Source organism: Prevotella sp. P3-92 (genome assembly GCF_002251205.1).
Taxonomy (GTDB): domain Bacteria; phylum Bacteroidota; class Bacteroidia; order Bacteroidales; family Bacteroidaceae; genus Prevotella.
This window is the reverse complement of record NZ_NPJE01000050.1, coordinates 1-21,256: the sequence shown is the minus strand read 5'-3', so window position 1 is coordinate 21,256 and position 21,256 is coordinate 1. Positions and strand designations below refer to the sequence as shown.

The following is a 21,256-nucleotide window of genomic DNA, read 5'->3' as shown; positions in this document are numbered from 1 at the left end:
TACAGAATAAGTGACTATCTTTGCAATATCTTAAAAAAACAGGTAAAAAACAGATAGAATAATGAAGAAATTAGTATTTCTGTCAGCAGTGGCAGTTGCCGCACTGACATCGTGTGGTGGAAAGCTTGGAGAATTGTCTGCCGACAACTTCAAGGTAGTACCCAATCCGTTGGTTGCCGAGTCGGGTCAGGTACCTGCAACAATCAATGGTATGTTCCCTGAGAAGTATATGGCCAAGAAGGCTGTGGTTACCGTAACACCGGAACTGCGCTTCACTGACAATGGCGTAGAGACTGCCGTTAAGGGACAGAGTGCAACATTCCAGGGCGAAAAGGTGTTGGGCAACGATCAGTCCATCTCCTATAAGGTAGGCGGCCACTATACCATGAAAGCCAATTTCGCTTATCAGCCTGCCATGCAGAAGAGCGACCTCTATCTCACTTTCAACGCACGCGTTGGTAAGAAAGAGGTGCAAGTACCTGCTGTCAAGGTTGCAACAGGTGTGATTGCCACCAGCGAACTCTATCGTTCTACCATTACCAGTGCTAATCCCTGCACATCGCAGGATGCATTCCAGCGTGTCAACGAACAGAAGTTTGATGCTACTATCAAGTTCCTCATCCAGCAGGCAGAACTTCGCAAGAGCGAGTTGAAGAGCAATTCCGTACAGGAGTTCACCAGTCTGCTCAAGCGCATTGCACAGGATCAGGAAGGTCTCAATATCAATAATGTAGAAATCTCAGCCTATGCTTCGCCCGATGGTGGTGTGTCTCTCAACGAGAAGCTCGCCAACAAGCGTCAGAAGAACACCGAGTCATACGTGAAGAAACAGATGAAGGCTGCCAAGATCGACGCCAACCTCTCTTCACAATATACCGCACAGGACTGGGAAGGTTTCCAGGAGTTGGTTAAAGCCAGCAACATTCAAGACAAGGATGTTATCCTCCGCGTTCTCTCTATGTATCAGGACCCACAGGAGCGTGAGCAGCAGATTAAGAACATGAGTCAGGGTTTCCGCGAATTGGCAGACGGCATTCTGCCCGAACTGCGTCGTGCCCGCATGACCATCAACTATGAGACAATCGGTCGCGATGACGATCAGATTTTCGCTCAGTATAAGGAAGATGCTTCTAAGCTCAGCGTTGAGGAACTGCTCTATGCAGCATCTATCGCCGATACCGATGCACAGCGTGAGGACATTCTCAAAACCACAACCAACCTCTATCGTGAGGACAGCCGCGCTTACAACAACCTCGCCGTACTGGCTATGCAGAAGGGCAACAATGCCGAGGCACAGAAATATCTGAGCATGGCACGCACCCTCGATGCTAAGAATGCTGAGGCCAATGCCAACATGGGTCTGCTGGCTCTGCAGCAGGGTGATGCTAAGACCGCAGAGGATTATATCTCACGTGCAGCCGGTGCCAACAATCTGGCAGAGGCTCTGGGTAACCTGCATCTGGCACAGGGCAACTACGCTCTGGCACAGCAAGACTTCGCAGGTGTAAACTCTAACAGCGCTGCTCTGGCACAGTTGCTCAATAAAGACTACGCCCGTGCCACTCAGACACTGGCTAACGTGAAGAATCCCGATGCTATGACCGACTATCTCAACGCCATTGTCAATGCACGTCAGGGCAACAACGACGCAGCAGCTTCTTATCTGCGCAGCGCCATCCAGAAAGATCCCAAACTGGCTCAGTATGCTGCCAACGACTTGGAGCTGAGCAAGGTTAGCAAATAAAGAATGAGAAAAATTCTTGGATATATTTCGTTCGTCTTGATTCTCGTTTCGTGTGGCATCAGCGGTAACAAATTCCGTCTTGAGGGCCGACTCAGAAACCTGAATCAAGGCGAATTCTATGTGTATAGTCCCGATGGAGGCATGACGGGCACCGATACCATCAAGGTGCGCGACGGACGTTTCTCTTACGAGAAAGCCGTGCAGGGCGACTATACCTTTATCATCATCTTCCCCAACTATAGCGAACTGCCCGTGTTTGCCACTCCTGGCACTTCGCTCAATATCAAAGGCGACGCCACCCATCTGAAGGAGATTACGGTGAAAGGGTCTAAGATCAACGAGCAGTTCACCGATCTGCGTTCACAACTCAACCGCCTCACACCGCCTGAAGAGCGTAAAGAGGTGGCAGACTATATCCGTAAGCATCCCGAATCGCCCATTAGCACTTATCTGCTCAATCGCTATTTTGTCTTGACCATAGATGCCGATTTCGACCAAGCCGCCCAATTGGCAGCAGTGATGTTGAAGGCGCAACCCAACAATGCACGGTTGCTCACGCTGCGCCGCCAACTCGATGTACTGAAGAAGAGCCGTCAGGGTGCTGTCCTCCCTTCGTTTACCGCTACCGATCTTAAAGGTCGTCCCGTATCGAAAGCACAGCTCAATGGTAAGGTCAATGTGGTCAATGTCTGGGCAACATGGAGTTATCAGAGTGGCGACATACAGCGCCGTTTGCAGAAACTCCAGAAGACCTACGGTTCAAAACTCGCCGTGGTGACACTCTGTCTCGATGGTAATATCAAAGACGTGCGCCACCGTGTAGATCGCGACTCTATCCCATGGCCTGTAGTGTGCGATGGTAAGATGTTCCATTCTCCCATGGCAACCCAGTTGGGCATATCCGCAGTCCCCGCCATGATTGTTGCCGACAATAGCGGACGTATAGTGGCACGCGACTTAGAGCCCGAAAAGGTGGAACAGGAATTGGAGAGAAGATTGAAGTGAAGACTTATGTGATTGTTGGGTGAAAAAATCAATATGGATATTGTTCATCAGTCTATGTAATATTAGTTGTCTTTTTTTAATTTAAAGGACTATGAAAAGAATTTTATTTGTATTGCTGACCATGGTTGCCACACTTTCATTTAGAGAATTATTGATGATAGAAGCATAAACTTTATAGAAACCATCGTTTGATAATAAGAGCGTTTGTGTTAAGCCAAATGAGCAGAATTAAGTTTGCTTAAATTTTGCCATGGCGAGAGAAAGTGATATAAAATGGAAGGTTCGTTTGATATGGTCAGACGAACCTCCTTCCATATATACGCGCGTACGCCTACGCGCACGCGATGTTGCAAAAATCGACCACTCGACCACCATGACGGTATAACATCAAGCGAAACAGAATGTTATGCGGTGGTCGAATGCTTTTCTTTCTGGTGTTTTCGACCACACTTCGACCACCGGATTTCCATCTCTCATAACCATGAAACTGCTAAACGACCCACGTATATCAATGTATAAATAGGGTTAGTGAGGTTTATCAGCACTTTTTCAAACCTTGATAATATTTTTATCCAACGATGGATAACACCTTTATCCAATATTGGATAACACCTTTATCAAACGTTGGATAATACTTTTATCAAACGTTGGATAATATTCTTATCAAACATTGAAAAGACCTTTTTCAATCGTTAGACAATACTCTTGCCAATCGTTAGACAATACCCTTGCTAAACGTTGGCCAATACTTTTGCCAAACATCTAAAACTCCTTGCCAAAACGTTATCAGAAAAAAAAACAATCCATTTTATTGCTGAGCGACATTATATTTCTTTTGCAATTTACTCTGTAATTTTATCACCATTGTAGTTCTAAAATTGAAAAATTGTTGTATCTTTGCAGAAAATTAAACCAATGATAGTAAATAGGAAATGATAATACACCACATGAGTATGCTGAAAAGAACGATAGCGTTTATATTTTTTCTGTCAATCATAACCATATCCAGTGTTCAAGCACAGTCAGAAGAGGCGCAAAGCAAGAAAGAAGTGCTCGTATTGAGTTCTTATTTCCAGGGATATGCATGGGCGGAAAACCTCGCCAGTGCCGTAGTTTCACGTTATGCAGTCAACAGACGGTTGACGGTAGAAGTGGAATTTCTTGACCTTGTAGCCCAGCGCGACAGCGTATTGATGCGGGAAAAAGCCGAATCTATCATGAACACCAATGATGCCACAGGCAAGGAAATAGTCATTCTGATAGGTGAGGAAGCATGGATTATGTATCGCACATTCATGAAAGGCGCATGGAAAGAGGTGCCTTGCGTTGCTGTTTTCTCTGGCGAATACACCTTCAGTGCCAAGGACTATAACAGTGGTAAGGAGTGTGTGGAAAGTATGAAGATACCACTGGAAGAGTCGCGTCGCGGCTTCAATGCCGCACTCATCACCGATCCCTATTCTATACACGAGACCATTGAATTGGCTTTACAACTCAAACCGAATACCAAGAATCTTGCCCTTGTCACTAATTCATGGCAGATAGGCTATCTTTCAAGATATAAAACGCGAAAAGTGTTGGAGCAATACCATCCCGACATCAATTTCATCGACCTCAACAATAGGCAGATGACTACTGCCGAGTTGCAAAACCGACTGATGACACTGCCCAAAAACACAACAGTAATCTTCGATTCGTGGATCAGTCAGAACCAGAATGCCACCCGTGCATTATATCCCGACAATGCCATGCGACAGATTGTGGGCCAGTTGACTGGCGATGCCGCTTTCGGACTTTACGATTTGGGCATCAGAGATGGCGCATTGGCAGGAGGCGTATATCCCACTTCCGACGAATTCATAGAGAAGTTGCAAGAAGTGCTTTCGAAGATAGAGAACGGCACACAACCCAAGGATATTCCTCTGATACAGCTCGACAATGCCAAACGATACCTTAATTACAACACGCTGAAAGCCTACGGAATACCCGAAGAACTCTATCCCGCTGATGCCGTTTACTACGGCAAACCCGTGAGTTTCTTAGAGCGCAACAAGGTGTATGTCATTATTGGCCTCATCATTATGGCATTCTTCCTGATAGTGTTATTCACCATAGCTGTCGTTGAACGCAAACTCAAGAAGAAAACCAAAGAACTGCTTGTCCTTACCAAAGAGAACGAAGCTGGCAAGACCCGCTTCATAGCCAATATGGGCAAACTCATCCGCAATCCGCTCCATGTCATCCAGATGTCTATCGACATGATTGATACGAACCATCTGAGCGAAGACGAGCGCAGGATGATGAAAATCATAGCCAACAACAAAACGCAGCTCATCAACCTCTTCGACGACATCATCGACCTCGGAAAGGCTGGTCTGAACGACTTCCAGTTGTATAGTGACAATGTCAATGTGGAAACAACACTGTCAGATATCCACGAAACACAAGAGCAGTGTAACAACCTTGAGTTTACGCTGATACCTGCCGGACGGGAGCATTATGTCTATGCTGATCCCAAGCGTCTTTCGCAAGTACTGACATACGCCATACTCAATGCCGACTGTCGTAAGACCGAAGGGCAGGTGGAAGTGAAATGTGAGGGCGATGGCAAGCAGGTGAAAATCTGGGTGATGGCACATGCCAACTTCCAAGATAAAGACAAAACCGAACTGTTTGATGCCTTCAACGACAGGCAGCCCTGTGCACAGAGTGACCGAAGCAATCTCGAACTGCCCCTGTGCCACAAAATCATGGAAGCCATGGGTGGCACTATCACGCTGCAGAAACTTACCGACGGCAAATGGGCATTCCTCATAGAAATGAGCGAAAGTTCTCCGCTTAAGAGCAAGTAATCGAAGGTTTCTGTTCTATGAGACATGGTGCCGCCAGGTATCGTGCGATTTTATCGCGATAATGGGGCTGGATTTGAAAAAATGTTGTATCTTTGCACCACGCAAAAAAAGATGAAACAGATGAAAATACTTATTGTGAACGGTCCCAACCTTAATCTGCTCGGACAGCGCGAACCAGGCATCTACGGCACCTCGTCGTTTGAAAGTTATCTGCCTACGCTGCGGCAGCGTTATCCCGATGTGGAGATAGACTACTATCAGAGCAATGTGGAGGGAGAACTCATCAACCGCATGCAGCAAGATGGATTTACGGTAGATGGCATCGTGCTCAACGCCGGTGCATACACCCACACTTCTATAGCGCTGCACGACTGCATCAGGTCGCTGAAAAGTCCAGTGATAGAGGTACATATCTCCAATGTGCATCAGCGCGAACCATTCCGCCACCATTCCTATCTCTCGCCAGCCTGTCGCGGAGTGATCTGTGGTTTCGGACTCGACTCCTACCGTCTGGCTATTGAAGCACTCATCGGATGACGCTCGACAACTATATATTGACCCATTCAGACCCAGAGCCCGACTATCTCTATAAGCTTTGGCGTGCTACCAATATCCATCTGCTCCATGGACGCATGGCATCGGGCCACCTCCAGGGCAGACTGCTGAAGATGTTGGTCGGCATGATACGCCCCAAGAATGTGCTTGAGGTGGGTACGTTTAGTGGCTATAGCGCCTTGTCAATGGCTGAAGGACTGGAAGATGGCGGACATCTCTACACTTTCGAAATCAACGACGAGCAAGAGGACTTTACCCGTCCGTGGATAGAACAGTCGCCATGGGCTGACCGCATCACCTTTCTCATTGGCGATGCCATTACCGAAGCGCCCCGACTCGGCGTCAGCTTCGACCTTGCTTTCATAGATGGCGACAAGCGCACATATCGCGAAACCTACGAAATGGCACTCTCGGTGGTGCGCAAGGGAGGCTTTATCCTTGCCGATAACACCCTGTGGGACGGTCATGTGGTGGATCCTTCCTACGGGAAAGACCAGCAAACCCAAGGTATCGTCTCTTTCAACGACTATGTCAGACAGGACTCCCGTGTGGAGCGTGTCATCCTCCCGCTGCGCGACGGACTGACCCTGATTCGCAAACTATAGGTGGCTAACACAGGCTTGCCTGCGGTTTCGCCCTTTCGCCAAAACTCTGTAGAAAGAGGCAGAAACGGCAACCTTTTTGTATTCTGCTCACTTAATCGTACCTTTGATGCTTCGCATCTTAGGTACTGTCGTTCGAGAATAAAAAAGAAATTTAATTTTTCTTTTTGTATTCTGCTCACTTAATCGTACCTTTGATGCTTTGCATCTTAGGTACTGTCGTTCGAGAATAAAAAAGAAATTTAATTTTTCTTTTTGTATTCTGCTCACTTAATCGTACCTTTGCAGTACGAATTTAACTAGAACAAATCATCACACTTATGAAAACAAATTATGAAATTCGTTATGCAGCGCATCCCGAAGATGCAAAAAGCTATGACACTAAACGAATCCGACGCGATTTCCTAATTGAAAAAGTATTCGCCCAAGACGAGGTGAATATGGTTTATTCTATGTATGATCGCATGGTCGTAGGTGGAGCAATGCCTGTCAACGAGCCACTAAAACTCGAAGCCATCGATCCGCTGAAAGCTCCTTTCTTCACTACACGACGTGAAGTGGGTATCTTCAATGTGGGTGGAGCCGGAATCGTAAAGGTGGGCGACGAAACCTTTGAACTCGACTATAAGGAGGCACTCTACATCGGAAGTGGCGACCGTGACGTGGTGTTTGAATCGAAAGATGCTAAGCAACCTGCGAAATTCTACTTCAACTCTACTACCGCACACAAGCAATATCCTTGCAAGAAAGTAACTAAAAAGGATGCGGTAGTGGCTCACATGGGTGCACTCGAAACTTCTAACGAGCGTGATATCAATAAGATGCTCGTCAATCAAGTGCTGCCTACTTGTCAACTGCAAATGGGTATGACCGAACTCGCACCCGGTTCCGTATGGAATACCATGCCTGCTCACGTGCACTCAAGACGTATGGAAGCATACTTCTACTTTGAGATTCCCGAAGATCAGGCCGTTTGCCACTTCATGGGCGAAGTGGAAGAGACACGCCACCTCTGGATGAAAGGCGACCAAGCTGTGCTCTCGCCAGAATGGAGCATACACTCGGCTGCTGCCACACACAACTATACTTTCATCTGGGGTATGGGCGGCGAAAACCTCGACTATGGTGACCAAGACTTCTCACTCATTACTGATCTGAAATAAAACATAAGTATATGACAAATCTATTTTCATTGGAGGGCAAAGTAGCCCTCGTTACCGGCGCTGCCTATGGTATCGGATTTTCTATCGCGGAAGCCTATGCTAAGGCTGGTGCAAAAATTGCTTTCAACTGCCGCAAGCAGGAACACCTTGATAAAGCTCTTGCCGACTATAAGGCTAAGGGTATTGAGGCTCACGGATACATCTGTGACGTGACCGATGAAGAGCAGGTGAAAGCTATGGTTAGCGACATCGAAAAGAAGTTGGGCGTTATCGATATTCTCGTCAACAACGCTGGAATCATCAAGCGAATCCCCATGACAGAAATGTCGGTAGAAGACTTCCGACAGGTGATTGACATCGACCTCAACGCTCCTTTCATCGTATCAAAAGCAGTATTGCCAGGCATGATTAAGAAGGGACATGGTAAGATTATCAATATCTGTTCTATGATGTCGGAACTCGGAAGAGAAACCGTTTCGGCATACGCAGCGGCTAAGGGCGGACTGAAAATGCTCACACGCAACATCTGCTCGGAGTTTGGTGAATACAATATCCAGTGTAACGGACTCGGTCCAGGATATATCGCAACACCACAAACCGCACCCTTGCGCGAACGTCAGGCAGACGGTAGCCGCCATCCGTTCGACAGCTTTATCTGCGCCAAAACACCTGCAGGACGCTGGCTCGAACCTGAAGAACTCATGGGACCTGCTGTCTTCCTCGCTTCAGACGCATCAAATGCTGTCAATGGACATATTCTCTATGTGGATGGAGGTATTCTGGCATATATCGGAAAACAGCCCTGATGTCAGAAACTGATACTTATCAGCCCAAAAAGGAAACGACTGAAAAAAGAATGGGGACTCCAAAACGGAGTCCCCTATTCTTTGTTGGGCCTAAAGACACAGATTACTTGTTGATAGCCTCTGCAAACTCAGCACCAGCCTTGAACTTGGCAACCTTCTTTGCAGCGATGGTGATCTTTTCACCTGAACGGGGGTTGATACCGTCGCGAGCGGGCTTCTCAGCAACGGCGAAAGTACCGAAACCTACGAGCTGAACTTTATCACCTGCGGCGAGAGCGGCCTTAATTACGGATACGGTGGCCTCAAGGGCTTTCTTAGAGTCAGCCTTTGTCAATCCTGCCTCGGCTGCAATCTTGTCAATCAATTCTGTCTTGTTCATAATTCTGATTTTTTTGATAAATTATTAATAGTTTTCGTCGGTTCTTATTTAATTTCTTGGCAAATATAGGGGAAAGTATTCAAAAAACAAACAAAAAATCAAAAAAAGTGAGTTTTTTACTAAAAAAAACCGCTTACAAGGCACTTTTCATGCCGAAACAGCAAGATTTTTAGTAATTTTGCGACCGAAAAGAAATAACAAGAGCTTACATATAATAAAACGAAGGAACAACACGATGAATAATATACCAAGTATTACAAAGAACCTGCTCATCATCAATGTACTGGCATTCTTTGCCACATGGGTGTTTGAAAAACAAGGCCTCGATCTCACAGCAACATTCGGTTTGCATTTCTTCATGGCCAAAGACTTTTCGTTCTACCAACTCGTCACATACTTGTTTATGCACGGTTCGTTCATGCATCTATTCTTCAACATGTTTGCAGTATGGATGTTTGGAACCGTTATGGAACGAGTTTGGGGACCAAAACGATTCCTTATCTACTATCTTGTATGTGGAATAGGAGCAGGTATCATACAGGAAGGTGTGCAATACATCAACTATGCCAACGAAAACCTTGCGGCATACGATTTCGTAATGACATCGTCAGGAAGAATTACAACCGAAGCGTACCTTAATCTGTGGACCACAGTAGGAGCGTCGGGAGCCGTCTATGCCATTCTGTTGGCATTCGGTATGACATTCCCCAACGAGAGAATGTTTATCATTCCATTCCCATTCCCCATCAAGGCAAAATGGCTCATCGGGGGATATATCGTGATAGAAGTGTGGTCGGCATTGAATACTCCGGGCGACGGAATAGCACACATGGCACATCTTGGTGGTATGCTCTTCGGATTTCTGCTCATACGCTACTGGCGGAAACATCCGAACATTGAACAGAGATTTAATGGCCAAAACGGTTTCTTCCAACAGATGAAGAAACAATATGAGAATAAGCGCCGCAACACCTTCCACTATCAGCCTTCTACCGAAACACCACGTTGGGAGGAACATAAAGAAAAGGAAGAAGACAGCGCACGGCAGGCAGAAATAGACGCTATACTCGACAAAATCAGAAAAAGCGGATATGACAGTCTGACTAAAGAGGAAAAGAAGAAACTGTTTGAACAAAGCAATAGAAATTGATTAAGCGACTCAAACAGTTCACTATAAAGATGGTAGCAGGCGCCAATATGGCGCTGGTACTCATCATGCTGGCCGTGGGATTCTCTGATAGACTCAATCCTGCCGACCACCCAGTATTGTCGTGCGTTGGAATGACATTCCCTATCTTGCTACTCATCAACTTGTGTTTCCTCTTCTTCTGGCTCACATTCAAGTGGAGAATGGTGTGGATTCCTATCCTCGGATATGTTGCAACATATATTCCCATCAGCACCTATATGCCACTCAATATGCAATTTACAGATCCTGATGAAGGCGCAATAAAGCTCATTTCATATAACGTATGCACCTATGGGGGCAACTATAAATATGAAGATGGATTTGGGACCGTGTGCCAATATCTGCATGATGAACAGCCAGATATCGTCTGTTTGCAAGAAGATGTGGATACGTGGAGAAGATATGCATTTAAAGAATTTCAGAAGACATTTGCCTATAACGATACTGTCCACTTCAATCCAGGACCTGCCATCAATGGAGTTGGCATACATACCAAGTTTCCCATCATACGAAAAGAACGAATCAACTATCGCTCAGAGGCTAATGGTAGTGTGGCTTGGTATCTGCAAGTGGGAAACGATACACTATTGGTAATCAATAACCACTTCGAAGGAACACACCTCTCAACAGAAGACCGACATAACTACCAAAACATCATTAAAGGCAATATCAAGGGACAAGAGGCCAAACATGAATCAAAAAAACTGCTCATCACACTGGCTGAATCATCGGCAAGGCGTGCTCCGCAGATTGATGCAGTATGTCAATACGTGGAAGAACATAAGCAGTATCCTATCATACTCTGCGGAGACTTCAACGACAACCCCATTTCCTACTCGCGCCACAAAGTATCTACAGTACTCAAAGACTGCTTCACCACAACAGGAAAAGGACTCGGATGGTCGTACAATCAAAAAGGATTTTACTTCCGCATAGACCACATTTTCTGTTCCAACGATATACAACCATACAACTGCAAGATAGACAATAAAATAGATGCCAGCGACCATTATCCCATAGTCTGTTGGCTTAAAATCAACGGAAAACCTTGAAAAATACACGTTTTTCAGCGAGAAATTTCGCTAAGTGAAGAAAAATAAGTATATTTGCAAACTATTTGGGAAAAAATATACAAAATAAAATAAAACAATAAAAAAATGCAAAACAAAGGAATCGTAAAATTCATCGCACTGGTTCTGATACTCGTGTGTATCTTCTACCTCTCCTTCTCCTTCGTGACACGCTACCACGAGAATAAGGCAGCGGCCATGACTGAAGAGAAAGGCCAGGAGTATCTCGACTCTATCATGAACGAGAAAGTGTACTGCGGAATCTACTCTTTTAAGCAGTGCCGCGAAATGGAAATCGGCCTCGGACTTGACCTGAAGGGCGGTATGAACGTGATTCTTGAGGTTTCAGTGCCAGACGTTGTTGACGTACTCGCTGACCACAAGACAGACGTTGCCTACAAAAAGGCCATGGAAGAAGCTAAAAAAGAAGAGGAAACAAGTCAGGAAGACTTTATAACACTCTTCGTGAAACATTGGAAAAAAGAAGGAAACGGTCGTCCACTCGCAGCCATCTTTGCTACACAGCAGATGAAAGGCAAAGTGAGCACCAGCAGCAGCGATGCTGAAGTTGAACGCGCACTGCGCACTGAAGTGCAGTCTGCTGTGGACAACTCATTCAATGTGGTACGCAACCGTATCGATAAATTCGGCGTGGTACAGCCTAACATCCAGAAACTGGAAGGACAAAGCGGACGAATCATGGTTGAAATGCCTGGTATCAAAGAGCCAGAGCGCGTGCGCAAATTGTTGCAAGGTAGTGCAAACTTGGAGTTCTGGGAGACCTACAACACCAAGGAAATCGTACCATTGCTGAGCCAGCTCAATCAGAAATATGCCGTAACAGGTGGTGCTGCTGAGGCAGAAGCCGACACAACAGCTACCGATACTACTGCAAATGCAAAGGCCGCAACCAACGATTTGGCTGCAAAGCTCAATGCTGGAAAAGCTAATGCAAGCAAAGAAGAAGCAAAGGCTATTGCTGCTGCAAAGAAGCAGAACCCACTCTTCTCTGTACTCCAGCCCATGCAGGGTGATGGTCTTGCCATCGTAGGTTACGCTAATGCACGCGATACTGCAGAGGTCAACAAGATTATCTATTCTGATATTGCCAACCAAGTGTTGCCTGCTGAGTGCAAACTCCGTTGGGGTGCTAAAGCTGAAGACTTTGGTGGACAGAATACTCGTGGTGATATCTTCGCTCTCTACGCATTGAAAGTGACTGAGCCAAACGGACGCGCTCCACTGGAAGGTGACGTTATCACCGGGGCTAAAGATGAGTTCGACCAGATGGGTCACCCATCGGTTTCTATGCAGATGAACTCTGACGGTGCACGCCGCTGGTCACAGATTACCAAGCAGAATATCGGTCGTGCTGTTGCCATCGTACTTGACGATGCCGTATATAGCGCACCGCGTATCCTTACACAGATTGACGGTGGTAACTCTTCTATCACTGGTAACTTCACTATTGAAGATACTAAAGACCTTGCCAACACCCTCAACTCAGGTAAAATGCCTGCTCCTACACGTATCGTACAGGAAGAGGTTGTAGGTCCTTCACTCGGTGCACAGTCTATTCAGCAGGGCGCTATCTCATTCGTTGTAGCTTTCGTACTGCTGATGATTTATATGGTAATGCTCTATGGATTCATTCCTGGAATGCTCGCAAATATTGCATTGCTCTTCAACCTCTTCTTCACACTTGGTATCTTGACGTCATTCCAAGCTGCCCTGACCATGCCGGGTATTGCCGGTATCGTGCTCACATTGGGTACTGCTGTGGATGCCAACGTGCTTATCTATGAGCGTACGAAGGAAGAACTCCGCAAGGGACATACCGTGAAAGAAGCACTCAACCTCGGTTACTCGAATGCCTTCTCGGCCATCTTCGACTCTAACTTCACTTCGTTGATTACTGGTATCATCCTCTACGTATTCGGAACAGGTCCTATTAGAGGCTTCGCTACTACTTTGATCATCGGTATCTGTGTATCATTCTTCACCGCTGTATTCATGACACGTCTGGTTTATGACGGCAAGATGAAGAAGGATAAGTGGCAGAATCTCACTTTCACCACCGCTTATTCACGCAACATGATGCAGAATACCAAGTTCAACTTCATGGGTGCATATAAGAAGTCATTCACCATCTGGGCTGTTGTGGCAGTTCTGTTCTGCATAAGCTTCGCTGTTCGCGGACTTAGCAAGAGTATCGACTTCACCGGTGGTCGAAACTACGTGGTAACACTCGACAAGTCTGTACCTGTTGAGCAGGTACGCACTACATTGGCTGGCGCATTCGTCAACACCGTTGGTGAGAACGCAGGCAAAGAGGCAAACACCAGCGTTATCGCACTCGGTACTGATGGAAAGACAGTTCGTGTTTCTACCAACTGGGATATCGAATCAAACAATCCTCAGGTGGACGACAAGGCTGAAACTATTCTTTATAACTCATTGAAGAAGGCAGGACTGGTTAGTCAGGAGAGCGTTGAAGACTTTAAGAACCCGGATATCCGCAAGGGTGGTTCTATCATTAGCTCATCAAAGGTTGGTCCTTCTGTTGCTAAGGATATTACTCACGGTGCTATCATCTCCGTATTCATCGCCTTGATTGCCATCTTCCTCTACATCTTGCTGCGTTTCCGCAACCTCGCTTACTCTGTAGGTGCTACTGTAGCATTGGCACTCGATGCCCTTATCGTTATAGGAATGTACTCGGTATGCTGGGGCATTCTCCCCATGTCGTTGGAGATTGACCAAACCTTCATCGGTGCTATCCTGACCGTTATCGGTTACTCTATCAACGATAAGGTGGTGGTATTCGACCGTGTACGTGAGAACCACAGCCTCTATGCAAAGCGCGATTTGCAGTCATTGTTTAATGGTTCGCTCAACCAGACACTGGCCCGTACCATCAACACCTCTGTGACTACATTGATCGTATTGCTGTGTATCTTCGTTCTCGGAGGCGACAGTATCCGTTCATTCTCATTCGCAATGTTGCTGGGTGTAATCTTCGGAACGCTATCGTCTATCTTCATAGCTGCTCCTACTGCATTCCTTGTAATGGGTAAGACCATCCGTGAAGATAATGCCGGAGAAGCAAAAGCATAAGGATACACCTTATTAATATATATAGCGAGCCCGCTTCCACATGGAAACGGGCTCGCTTTTTCAATTCATCAATAGGAAAGAAGGTCGAACGAGAACTGATATCTTAGTTTCGAAACCACTACAACCGTCTTTGTCGAGAACGTCACTCGAATAGAATGAGTACGTCTGATGTATGGGATAGTGCGGTTTCTTTCCGCAGTTGATAGAGAACTTTACTCGAAATAATAAAGGAAGGCAGCAATACCCTCAAGGGCTGGTTTGCGTTGTCCCTCAATTTCAATCTTGAACTTAATTTCAGCCTTACAGATACCGCGAAGGTTTTGAATAGCATGAAGAGTAGTGACAAGGCGCACGCGACTGCCGGTGATAACAGGTTGGCCGAAGCGCATGTCAGTCATGCCGTAGTTGACCAACATCTTGATATTGTTGACTTCAATAATCTGATCCCACATGTATGGCAACAGACTTAACGTCAAGTAACCATGAGCAATGGTGCTCTTGTAAGGACTCTCCTCTTTTGCGCGCTTTACGTCCACGTGTATCCACTGGTGGTCGAGTGTAGCATCAGCAAAGAGATTGATGCGATCTTGATCTACTTGCAACCAATCGGAAGCACCTAATTCCTCGCCCAGATGGGCGGCAAACTCGTCATACGAGTTGATGACTAATTTTCCCATAATATCAATATTTGTATTAGAAATATGCTACAAAGGTACTCAAAAATAATCATATTACAATTATATTTCGTACCTTTGTGGTCGCATTTCGGCTGCCCTGATAGTTAAATGGATATAACAAGGCTCTCCTAAAGCTTAGTTCCGAGTTCGATTCTCGGTCGGGGTACTATCGAATCTACTACTAAGCATAAGGCGATGATGACTAATATAGAAATAAAGAAAGTAACCACACGTCAGGAATTGAAACAGTTTGTGCAGTTTTACTACGAGATGTATCGTGAGTGTAAGCAGGCTGTTCCGTTTCTTTATTCCGAAGAGATGAATACTTTGCGACATGACTGTAATACGGCGTTCGAATGTTGCGAGGCGGAATACTATCTTGCTATGCGAGACGGGAAGGTTGTGGGACGCGTTGCAGCCATCATCAACCATCGGGCTAATGAGCGATGGAACCGCAAGGAGGTGCGTTTCGGATGGTTCGACTTCATCGATGATGCTTGCGTGAGCCGTGCACTGATGGATGCTGTCATGCAGTGGGGACGCCAGAAAGGCATGAATGAAATAGCTGGGCCACTCGGATTTACTGATATGGATCGTGAAGGTATGCTGATTGAAGGATTCGATGAAGATGCCACGATGTATATCAACTACAACTACCCTTATTATATAAAACATATGGAGCAGTTGGAAGGATTTGTCAAAGACAATGACTATATGGAATATCGGGTGAAAGTGCCTGAAGTGGTGCCTGAGAAATTCCATAAAATTGCCCAGATGATACGCAAGCGCTACAATCTTCAAATACATAAATTTACAAGAAAGGAACTTGTTGAAGGAGGTAAAGGACGTGAAGTATTTGATATTATCAATGCCACTTACAAGGACCTTTATGGTTACAGCCAACTCTCAGAGAAGCAGATTGACCAGCTTGTGGAACAGTATATTAAGATTGCGGACTTGAAATTGGTGACCAGTATTGAGGATTGGAACACTCCTGATCATCGAATGATAGGATTCGGAATAGCTTTCCCTTCGTTTACTAAAGCACTTCGCCAAACGCGTGATGGGCGTATGTTACCATTCGGTTGGTGGCATCTTTTGCGTGCATTGAAGTGGCATAAGACGGATACTGCCGACCTTTTGCTTATCGGCGTGCTACCAGAATATCGTGCCAAGGGTGCCAATTCGCTCATTTTTGACGACCTCATTCAGCAGATTCAACACTATGGCTTCAAGTGGGCAGAGGCTATGCCACAGATGGAAACCAATGAGAATGTGCGCAGCCAATGGCAGTATCTTGATGCCAGACAGCACCGTAGGCATCGTTGCTATCGTAAACAACTTGTATAAGTATAGGGTTTTCTTTTTAGAAAACTTACAAATGGGGACTTTTTCAAAAGTTTCCCATTTGTGTTTTATAACTTATTGTGTGTTAGCGAATTGACATTTATTAACACAACAAAAGTTGTCCAAAACGAAAATCTTATAATATTTATTTGTATCTTTGCAAACGGAAAATAACAACCCAATAACCAATTCATAATTCCAAAAGTTATAAAAGCATGATACAGACAGTAGTAAAGCGCGACGGACGCGTCGTGGGATTTAACGAGCAAAAGATTATGGCCGCTATTCGCAAGGCTATGATCAGTACAGAGAAAGGTGAAGATGATAGCCTTCTACAGACTATTACAGACCGCATTGCCGCACGTGGCAGTGCTCAGATGACGGTAGAGCAGATTCAGGACTCGGTAGAAATGGAGCTTATGAAGAGTTCGAGAAAGGATGTTGCACAGCGCTACATTGCCTATCGCAACCAACGTTCCATTGCCCGTAAGGCTAAGACTCGCGACGTGTTCCTTGATATTGTCAACATCAAGAACAACGACGTGACACGTGAAAATGCCAATATGAATGCCGACACCCCTGCCGGTATGATGATGAAGTTTGCATCTGAAACCACTAAACCCTTTGTCGATGACTATTTGCTCTCACCTGAGAGCCGCGATGCCGTGGAGCACAACTATCTGCACATCCACGACAAGGACTACTATCCTACGAAGTCCCTCACCTGCTGTCAGCATCCTCTCGACAATATTCTCACTAAAGGTTTTGTTGCCGGACATGGTGCCAGCCGTCCTGCTAAGCGCATTGAGACTGCTGCCGTACTGGCTTGTATCTCTCTGGAATGTGCACAAAACGAAATGCATGGCGGACAGGCTATTCCTGCCTTCGATTTCTATTTGGCTCCCTACGTACGCCTATCGTATATAGAGGAACTGAAAGCGCTCGAAGATTTGTATGGTGAGAGTTTTGCAGACCTGTATCATGAGCCGCTGATTGACTATCTAAAGCAGGATCTTGATGGTTTGAAGGGTAAAGACCGTGTGCGTCAGCATGCTATCAACAAAACTGTCAGTCGCGTACATCAGGCTATGGAAGCTTTTATTCACAACATGAACACCATTCACTCACGTGGTGGTAATCAGGTTGTGTTCTCAAGTATCAACTATGGAACCGATACTTCGGCTGAAGGTCGTTGCATCATGCGTGAATTGCTCAACTCTACTTATCAGGGTGTGGGTAATGGCGAGACTGCCATCTTCCCAATCCAGATATGGAAAAAGAAGCGTGGTGTCAACTATCTGCCACAAGATCCTAACTACGATTTGTATCAGCTGGCATGTAAAGTGACCGCTCGTCGTTTCTTCCCCAACTTCCTCAACCTCGATGCTACCTTTAACCAAAGTGATGCATGGCGTGCCGACGATCCCAAACGCTATATGAACGAGGTTGCCACTATGGGCTGCCGCACTCGTGTATTCGAGAACCGTTTCGGTCCAAAGACCTCTGTTGGTCGTGGTAATTTGTCGTTCTCAACCATCAATATCGTGCGTATTGCCATCGAATGTATGGATGTGAAAGATCAGGAGGCTCGTATCGCCAAGTTCTTAGCAAAACTCGATGAAGAGTTGGAAATAGCTGCTAAGCAACTCGATGAGCGTTATCAGTTCCAGAAAACCGCTTTTGTTAAACAGTTCCCACTGTTGATGAAGAGTCTTTGGATTGGTGCAGACAAACTGAATTCTGATGATACTATTGAGAGCGTCATCAACCAAGGCACCCTTGGTATTGGTTTCATCGGCTTGGCAGAATGTCTTGTAGCACTGACAGGAAAGCATCATGGCGAGAGCGAAGAGTCTCAGAAACTGGGTCTGAAGATTGTGGGTTACATGCGCGACCGCGTCAATGATTTCTCTGAGCGCTATCAGCACAACTACTCTGTTCTTGCTACTCCTGCTGAAGGTCTTAGTGGTAAATTCACCAAGAAGGACCGCGCTGAGTTCGGATCAATCCCCGGTGTGACCGATCGTGATTATTATACCAATTCTAACCACGTGCCCGTTTATTACAAATGTTCAGCCCGTCACAAAGCAGAAGTAGAGGCTCCATACCACGAAATGACTCGTGGTGGTCACATCTTCTATGTTGAAATCGACGGTGATGCCACCCACAACCCACAGGTTATCATGAATGTTGTAGATATGATGGACCAGTTGAATATGGGTTACGGCTCAGTGAACCACAATCGTAACCGTTGCATGGACTGCGGATATGAGAATGCCGATTCACACCTGGAAGTATGTCCTAAGTGCGGTAGCAAGCATATTGATAAGTTGCAGCGCATCACCGGTTATCTCGTAGGAACCACCGATCGTTGGAATCACGGCAAACTATGCGAGTTGAATGATCGTGTGACCCATATCGAAGGTTCGCAACAGCAGAATCTTTTCGACGAGAAATAATCCATCAGCAACATAATTGTTGGATTGATTTCTACGAAACAAACAGTCAATCACTCCATGATACAAGTACTTGATATCATAGAAGACACAATGGTAGATGGTCCGGGTTTCCGGACCTCTATCTATTGTGCCGGTTGTCATCACGAATGTCCTGGTTGTCACAATCCTCAGTCCTGGAATCCAGGAGGTGGACATCCGATGACCACTGACGAGGTGATGAAAATCATTGTAGCCGACCCTTATGCCAACGTAACATTCTCAGGAGGTGACCCCATGTATCAGGCAGAAGGCTTTACCGAGTTGGCTCGTGCCATTCGTAGCCAGACTCAAAAGACCATTTGGTGTTATACCGGTTTTACTTTTGAGGCCATCGTGAAGATACCGCGTTATCGGCAGTTGCTCGATGAAATAGACGTTTTGGTTGATGGTCCCTTTGTGAAATCCTTGCGCGACGAAGACCTCCTTTTTCGTGGAAGCAGCAACCAGCGCCTTGTTGATGTACCAGCATCACTTGCCAAAGGAGAGGTGGTGGAATTTCATCCCGACGTCGAAGTATAATGTCCTTAGACACAAATTAAAACCTTGGCGACTTTTCTGAGTTCTGTTGTTACTATAATACTTAGTTGACGATATATCGAAAGAAACTTGTTTCTCTGCAAGACGATGTCAGAAACCACCATCTTTAATAAACTGGCTCAAATATCGTTGGGGCGTGATTATTAAGTGCGCCAAGCAGAAACGCTTGCTTACGTACTTTGTTTTCCTTAATCTATCAGTCATGGCTATAGGTTGTCTTTGCCTCTATCAACATAGAGGCATGCAAATGGACGAAACCAACCAAATCTAGTATAAAATTGTAATCAAGACCAGAAAGGACAAAAGCATTGGCGTGAAGTTGACTCCAAACTGCCTTGGAAATACCAACGTTTTCGTTAAGCCAAATGAGCAGAAGCGAACTCGTTCGAGTTCTGCCATGGCGAGAAAATGTGCCATGAAATGGAACGTTTTCGTTAAGCCAGATGAGCAGAATTAAACTTTCCGATTAAGTGAGCGAAAAATCAAGCTCGCTTGAAGTTTTCCGAACGTGAGGAAAGTCAACGAAGTTAAGCTCGCTTTAGTTCTGCCATGGCGAGAAAAGGTGCCATGTAATGGAACGCTATCATCAAGAAATGGAAATCAGCGGAATCAGTAATCCCTATGATTGTTCGCCATAATGTAAAGTTATAGGATGTGCAACGTGATATCATTGTAAAGTAATATTCTTGTGTTTGGCAAAATGATGGGGATGAGGGTCTTTGTGTGGTTTTGGGTGATGGTTTCATTTTATGGTACATTTTCTTGCCAAATCAGAGCTCAAGTGCACTTAATTCTGCTCTCTGACTTTACGAAAACAGGGTGTTAGGCCTACTATTGAGGCCGTGAAGGTTTGTGTTTAGGTGCTGGTGAGGGGTTGTTTAGGACGGGTAGGGTGTGTCTTTGGTGGTTGTTGGACAGTATGGTGGCGAGATGTTTTTAAAGCCTGTGAGGGGCTTTCGTGGTGGGTGGAATGTGCAGAATGGGTGGAAAAGGCTTGATTCGCCATGAGAATGCCCTAAGTGGGGCTGAAAGTGCTGCTTTCTGCCTCGGAAGAAGTAGGGTAAGGGGCAGTATGCTGTTTTGGGGTTGCAGAAGGGTATTCTACCAGCCATGACGGTGGCAAATCGTCGAGTTGCCGATAGTTTCTCGTCGGCATCTCGATCGACATTCGTTGCTCTTTCGTTCGTTTTTTGCTTGTTCCTCGTTCGGTTCTCGATAGGTCTTCGATAGACTAACGAATAACGAACGAGAGACGAACGAGAGACGAACGAGGACCTAACGAGAAGTCAACGGGAACCGAACGAGAAGCGAACGGGAAACCCTTGTCTCTCTGTCGGGACCAGATAGTGTGTTGAATTACTTGTTTTGTAAATATAAACAGCATTTTGGTTGTAAATTATTTATTTGACTTTTTGGTTTGAAGGTTTCTTTCTTGTTTTTTGAAATCATCCTCGGCTTGAAATACAAATATACAACATGGCACCCCCGGAATGCAAGAGTTTTGGCACATTATGCATAGAGATTTAATTATATTTAACGCTAATATAGATAATTTCACTTAAAATTATTAAACACGCACACGGATTGCACTCTAAGTTTGCAGAAGAATGCGACGCAGTCGCATAAATGTTAAATAATCAAGGTAAAACTATGATTGCTAAAGACAGTTTCGTACCTTTGTTGTAAAAAGGTAGAATCGGTCTGTCGAAGAGGTA

At 45.6% G+C, this 21,256-nt stretch carries 16 protein-coding genes and 1 tRNA gene; 14 read left to right on the top strand and 3 right to left on the bottom strand.

Annotated elements, in window-relative coordinates:
• Positions 1 to 61: 61 nt before the first annotated feature.
• From CIK93_RS07350 to CIK93_RS07320, 7 genes are all read left to right on the top strand, one after another.
• Positions 62 to 1,744 (top strand): lipopolysaccharide assembly protein LapB, encoded by a 1,683-nt coding sequence (locus tag CIK93_RS07350; RefSeq protein WP_094389860.1) that lies wholly within the window; start codon positions 62 to 64, stop codon positions 1,742 to 1,744.
• Positions 1,745 to 1,747: 3 nt separating this feature from the next.
• Complete coding sequence (locus CIK93_RS07345) at positions 1,748 to 2,749, top strand: TlpA disulfide reductase family protein (protein WP_094447024.1); 1,002 nt, start codon at positions 1,748 to 1,750, stop codon at positions 2,747 to 2,749.
• A 953-nt stretch (positions 2,750 to 3,702) separates the two neighbouring features.
• Complete coding sequence (locus CIK93_RS07340) at positions 3,703 to 5,601, top strand: HAMP domain-containing sensor histidine kinase (protein ID WP_144007547.1); 1,899 nt, start codon at positions 3,703 to 3,705, stop codon at positions 5,599 to 5,601.
• A 120-nt stretch (positions 5,602 to 5,721) separates the two neighbouring features.
• On the top strand, positions 5,722 to 6,138 hold the full coding sequence (gene aroQ / locus CIK93_RS07335) for a type II 3-dehydroquinate dehydratase (protein ID WP_094389881.1): 417 nt from the start codon (positions 5,722 to 5,724) through the stop codon (positions 6,136 to 6,138).
• Complete coding sequence (locus tag CIK93_RS07330) at positions 6,135 to 6,761, top strand: O-methyltransferase (protein ID WP_094389857.1); 627 nt, start codon at positions 6,135 to 6,137, stop codon at positions 6,759 to 6,761. Before aroQ ends, CIK93_RS07330 begins: the two co-directional genes overlap by 4 nt.
• Positions 6,762 to 7,078: 317 nt before the next feature.
• Positions 7,079 to 7,921, top strand: coding sequence for a 5-dehydro-4-deoxy-D-glucuronate isomerase (gene kduI / locus CIK93_RS07325; protein WP_094389856.1), 843 nt, complete (start codon positions 7,079 to 7,081; stop codon positions 7,919 to 7,921).
• Positions 7,922 to 7,932: 11 nt separating this feature from the next.
• A complete protein-coding gene (locus tag CIK93_RS07320) occupies positions 7,933 to 8,727 on the top strand; it encodes a gluconate 5-dehydrogenase (protein WP_094389855.1) in 795 nt (264 codons plus the stop codon).
• Between the two features lie 103 nt (positions 8,728 to 8,830).
• Here CIK93_RS07320 and CIK93_RS07315 read toward each other — a convergent pair whose 3' ends face one another.
• Positions 8,831 to 9,106 (bottom strand): HU family DNA-binding protein, encoded by a 276-nt coding sequence (locus CIK93_RS07315; protein ID WP_094434023.1) that lies wholly within the window; start codon positions 9,104 to 9,106, stop codon positions 8,831 to 8,833.
• A 235-nt stretch (positions 9,107 to 9,341) separates the two neighbouring features.
• On the opposite strand from CIK93_RS07315, the gene CIK93_RS07310 reads away from it, so the two are divergent.
• From CIK93_RS07310 to secDF, 3 genes are all read left to right on the top strand, one after another.
• Positions 9,342 to 10,256 (top strand): rhomboid family intramembrane serine protease, encoded by a 915-nt coding sequence (locus CIK93_RS07310; protein WP_094434022.1) that lies wholly within the window; start codon positions 9,342 to 9,344, stop codon positions 10,254 to 10,256.
• Positions 10,253 to 11,347, top strand: a complete 1,095-nt coding sequence (locus CIK93_RS07305) for an endonuclease/exonuclease/phosphatase family protein (protein ID WP_094434021.1) — start codon at positions 10,253 to 10,255, stop codon at positions 11,345 to 11,347. The genes CIK93_RS07310 and CIK93_RS07305 overlap by 4 nt, the downstream gene beginning before the upstream one ends.
• A 105-nt stretch (positions 11,348 to 11,452) precedes the next feature.
• Positions 11,453 to 14,482 carry a protein translocase subunit SecDF gene (gene secDF / locus CIK93_RS07300; protein WP_094389851.1) on the top strand — a complete coding sequence of 1,010 codons (3,030 nt, stop codon included), beginning with the start codon at positions 11,453 to 11,455 and terminating at the stop codon, positions 14,480 to 14,482.
• 212 nt (positions 14,483 to 14,694) lie between these two features.
• Here secDF and CIK93_RS07295 read toward each other — a convergent pair whose 3' ends face one another.
• Positions 14,695 to 15,159 (bottom strand): MaoC family dehydratase, encoded by a 465-nt coding sequence (locus CIK93_RS07295; RefSeq protein WP_094389850.1) that lies wholly within the window; start codon positions 15,157 to 15,159, stop codon positions 14,695 to 14,697.
• A gap of 94 nt (positions 15,160 to 15,253) precedes the next feature.
• Here CIK93_RS07295 and CIK93_RS07290 point away from each other — a divergent pair.
• The 4 genes from CIK93_RS07290 (at position 15,254) to nrdG (ending at position 19,523) form a co-directional block, all read left to right on the top strand.
• Positions 15,254 to 15,325: transfer RNA gene (locus CIK93_RS07290), tRNA-Arg, on the top strand.
• A gap of 29 nt (positions 15,326 to 15,354) precedes the next feature.
• A complete protein-coding gene (locus CIK93_RS07285; protein WP_094447022.1) occupies positions 15,355 to 16,509 on the top strand; it encodes an N-acetyltransferase in 1,155 nt (384 codons plus the stop codon).
• A 212-nt stretch (positions 16,510 to 16,721) separates the two neighbouring features.
• Positions 16,722 to 18,965: an anaerobic ribonucleoside triphosphate reductase gene (locus tag CIK93_RS07280; RefSeq protein WP_094447021.1), complete on the top strand. Its 2,244-nt coding sequence runs from the start codon at positions 16,722 to 16,724 to the stop codon at positions 18,963 to 18,965.
• A 57-nt stretch (positions 18,966 to 19,022) separates the two neighbouring features.
• A complete protein-coding gene (gene nrdG, locus CIK93_RS07275) occupies positions 19,023 to 19,523 on the top strand; it encodes an anaerobic ribonucleoside-triphosphate reductase activating protein (RefSeq protein ID WP_094447020.1) in 501 nt (166 codons plus the stop codon).
• Positions 19,524 to 20,556: 1,033 nt separating this feature from the next.
• Here nrdG and CIK93_RS13655 read toward each other — a convergent pair.
• The gene (locus CIK93_RS13655) at positions 20,557 to 20,697 is read right to left on the bottom strand and encodes a hypothetical protein (RefSeq protein WP_158215487.1); all 141 of its coding nucleotides are present in this window, start codon (positions 20,695 to 20,697) and stop codon (positions 20,557 to 20,559) included.
• Between the last annotated feature and the right edge of the window lie 559 nt (positions 20,698 to 21,256).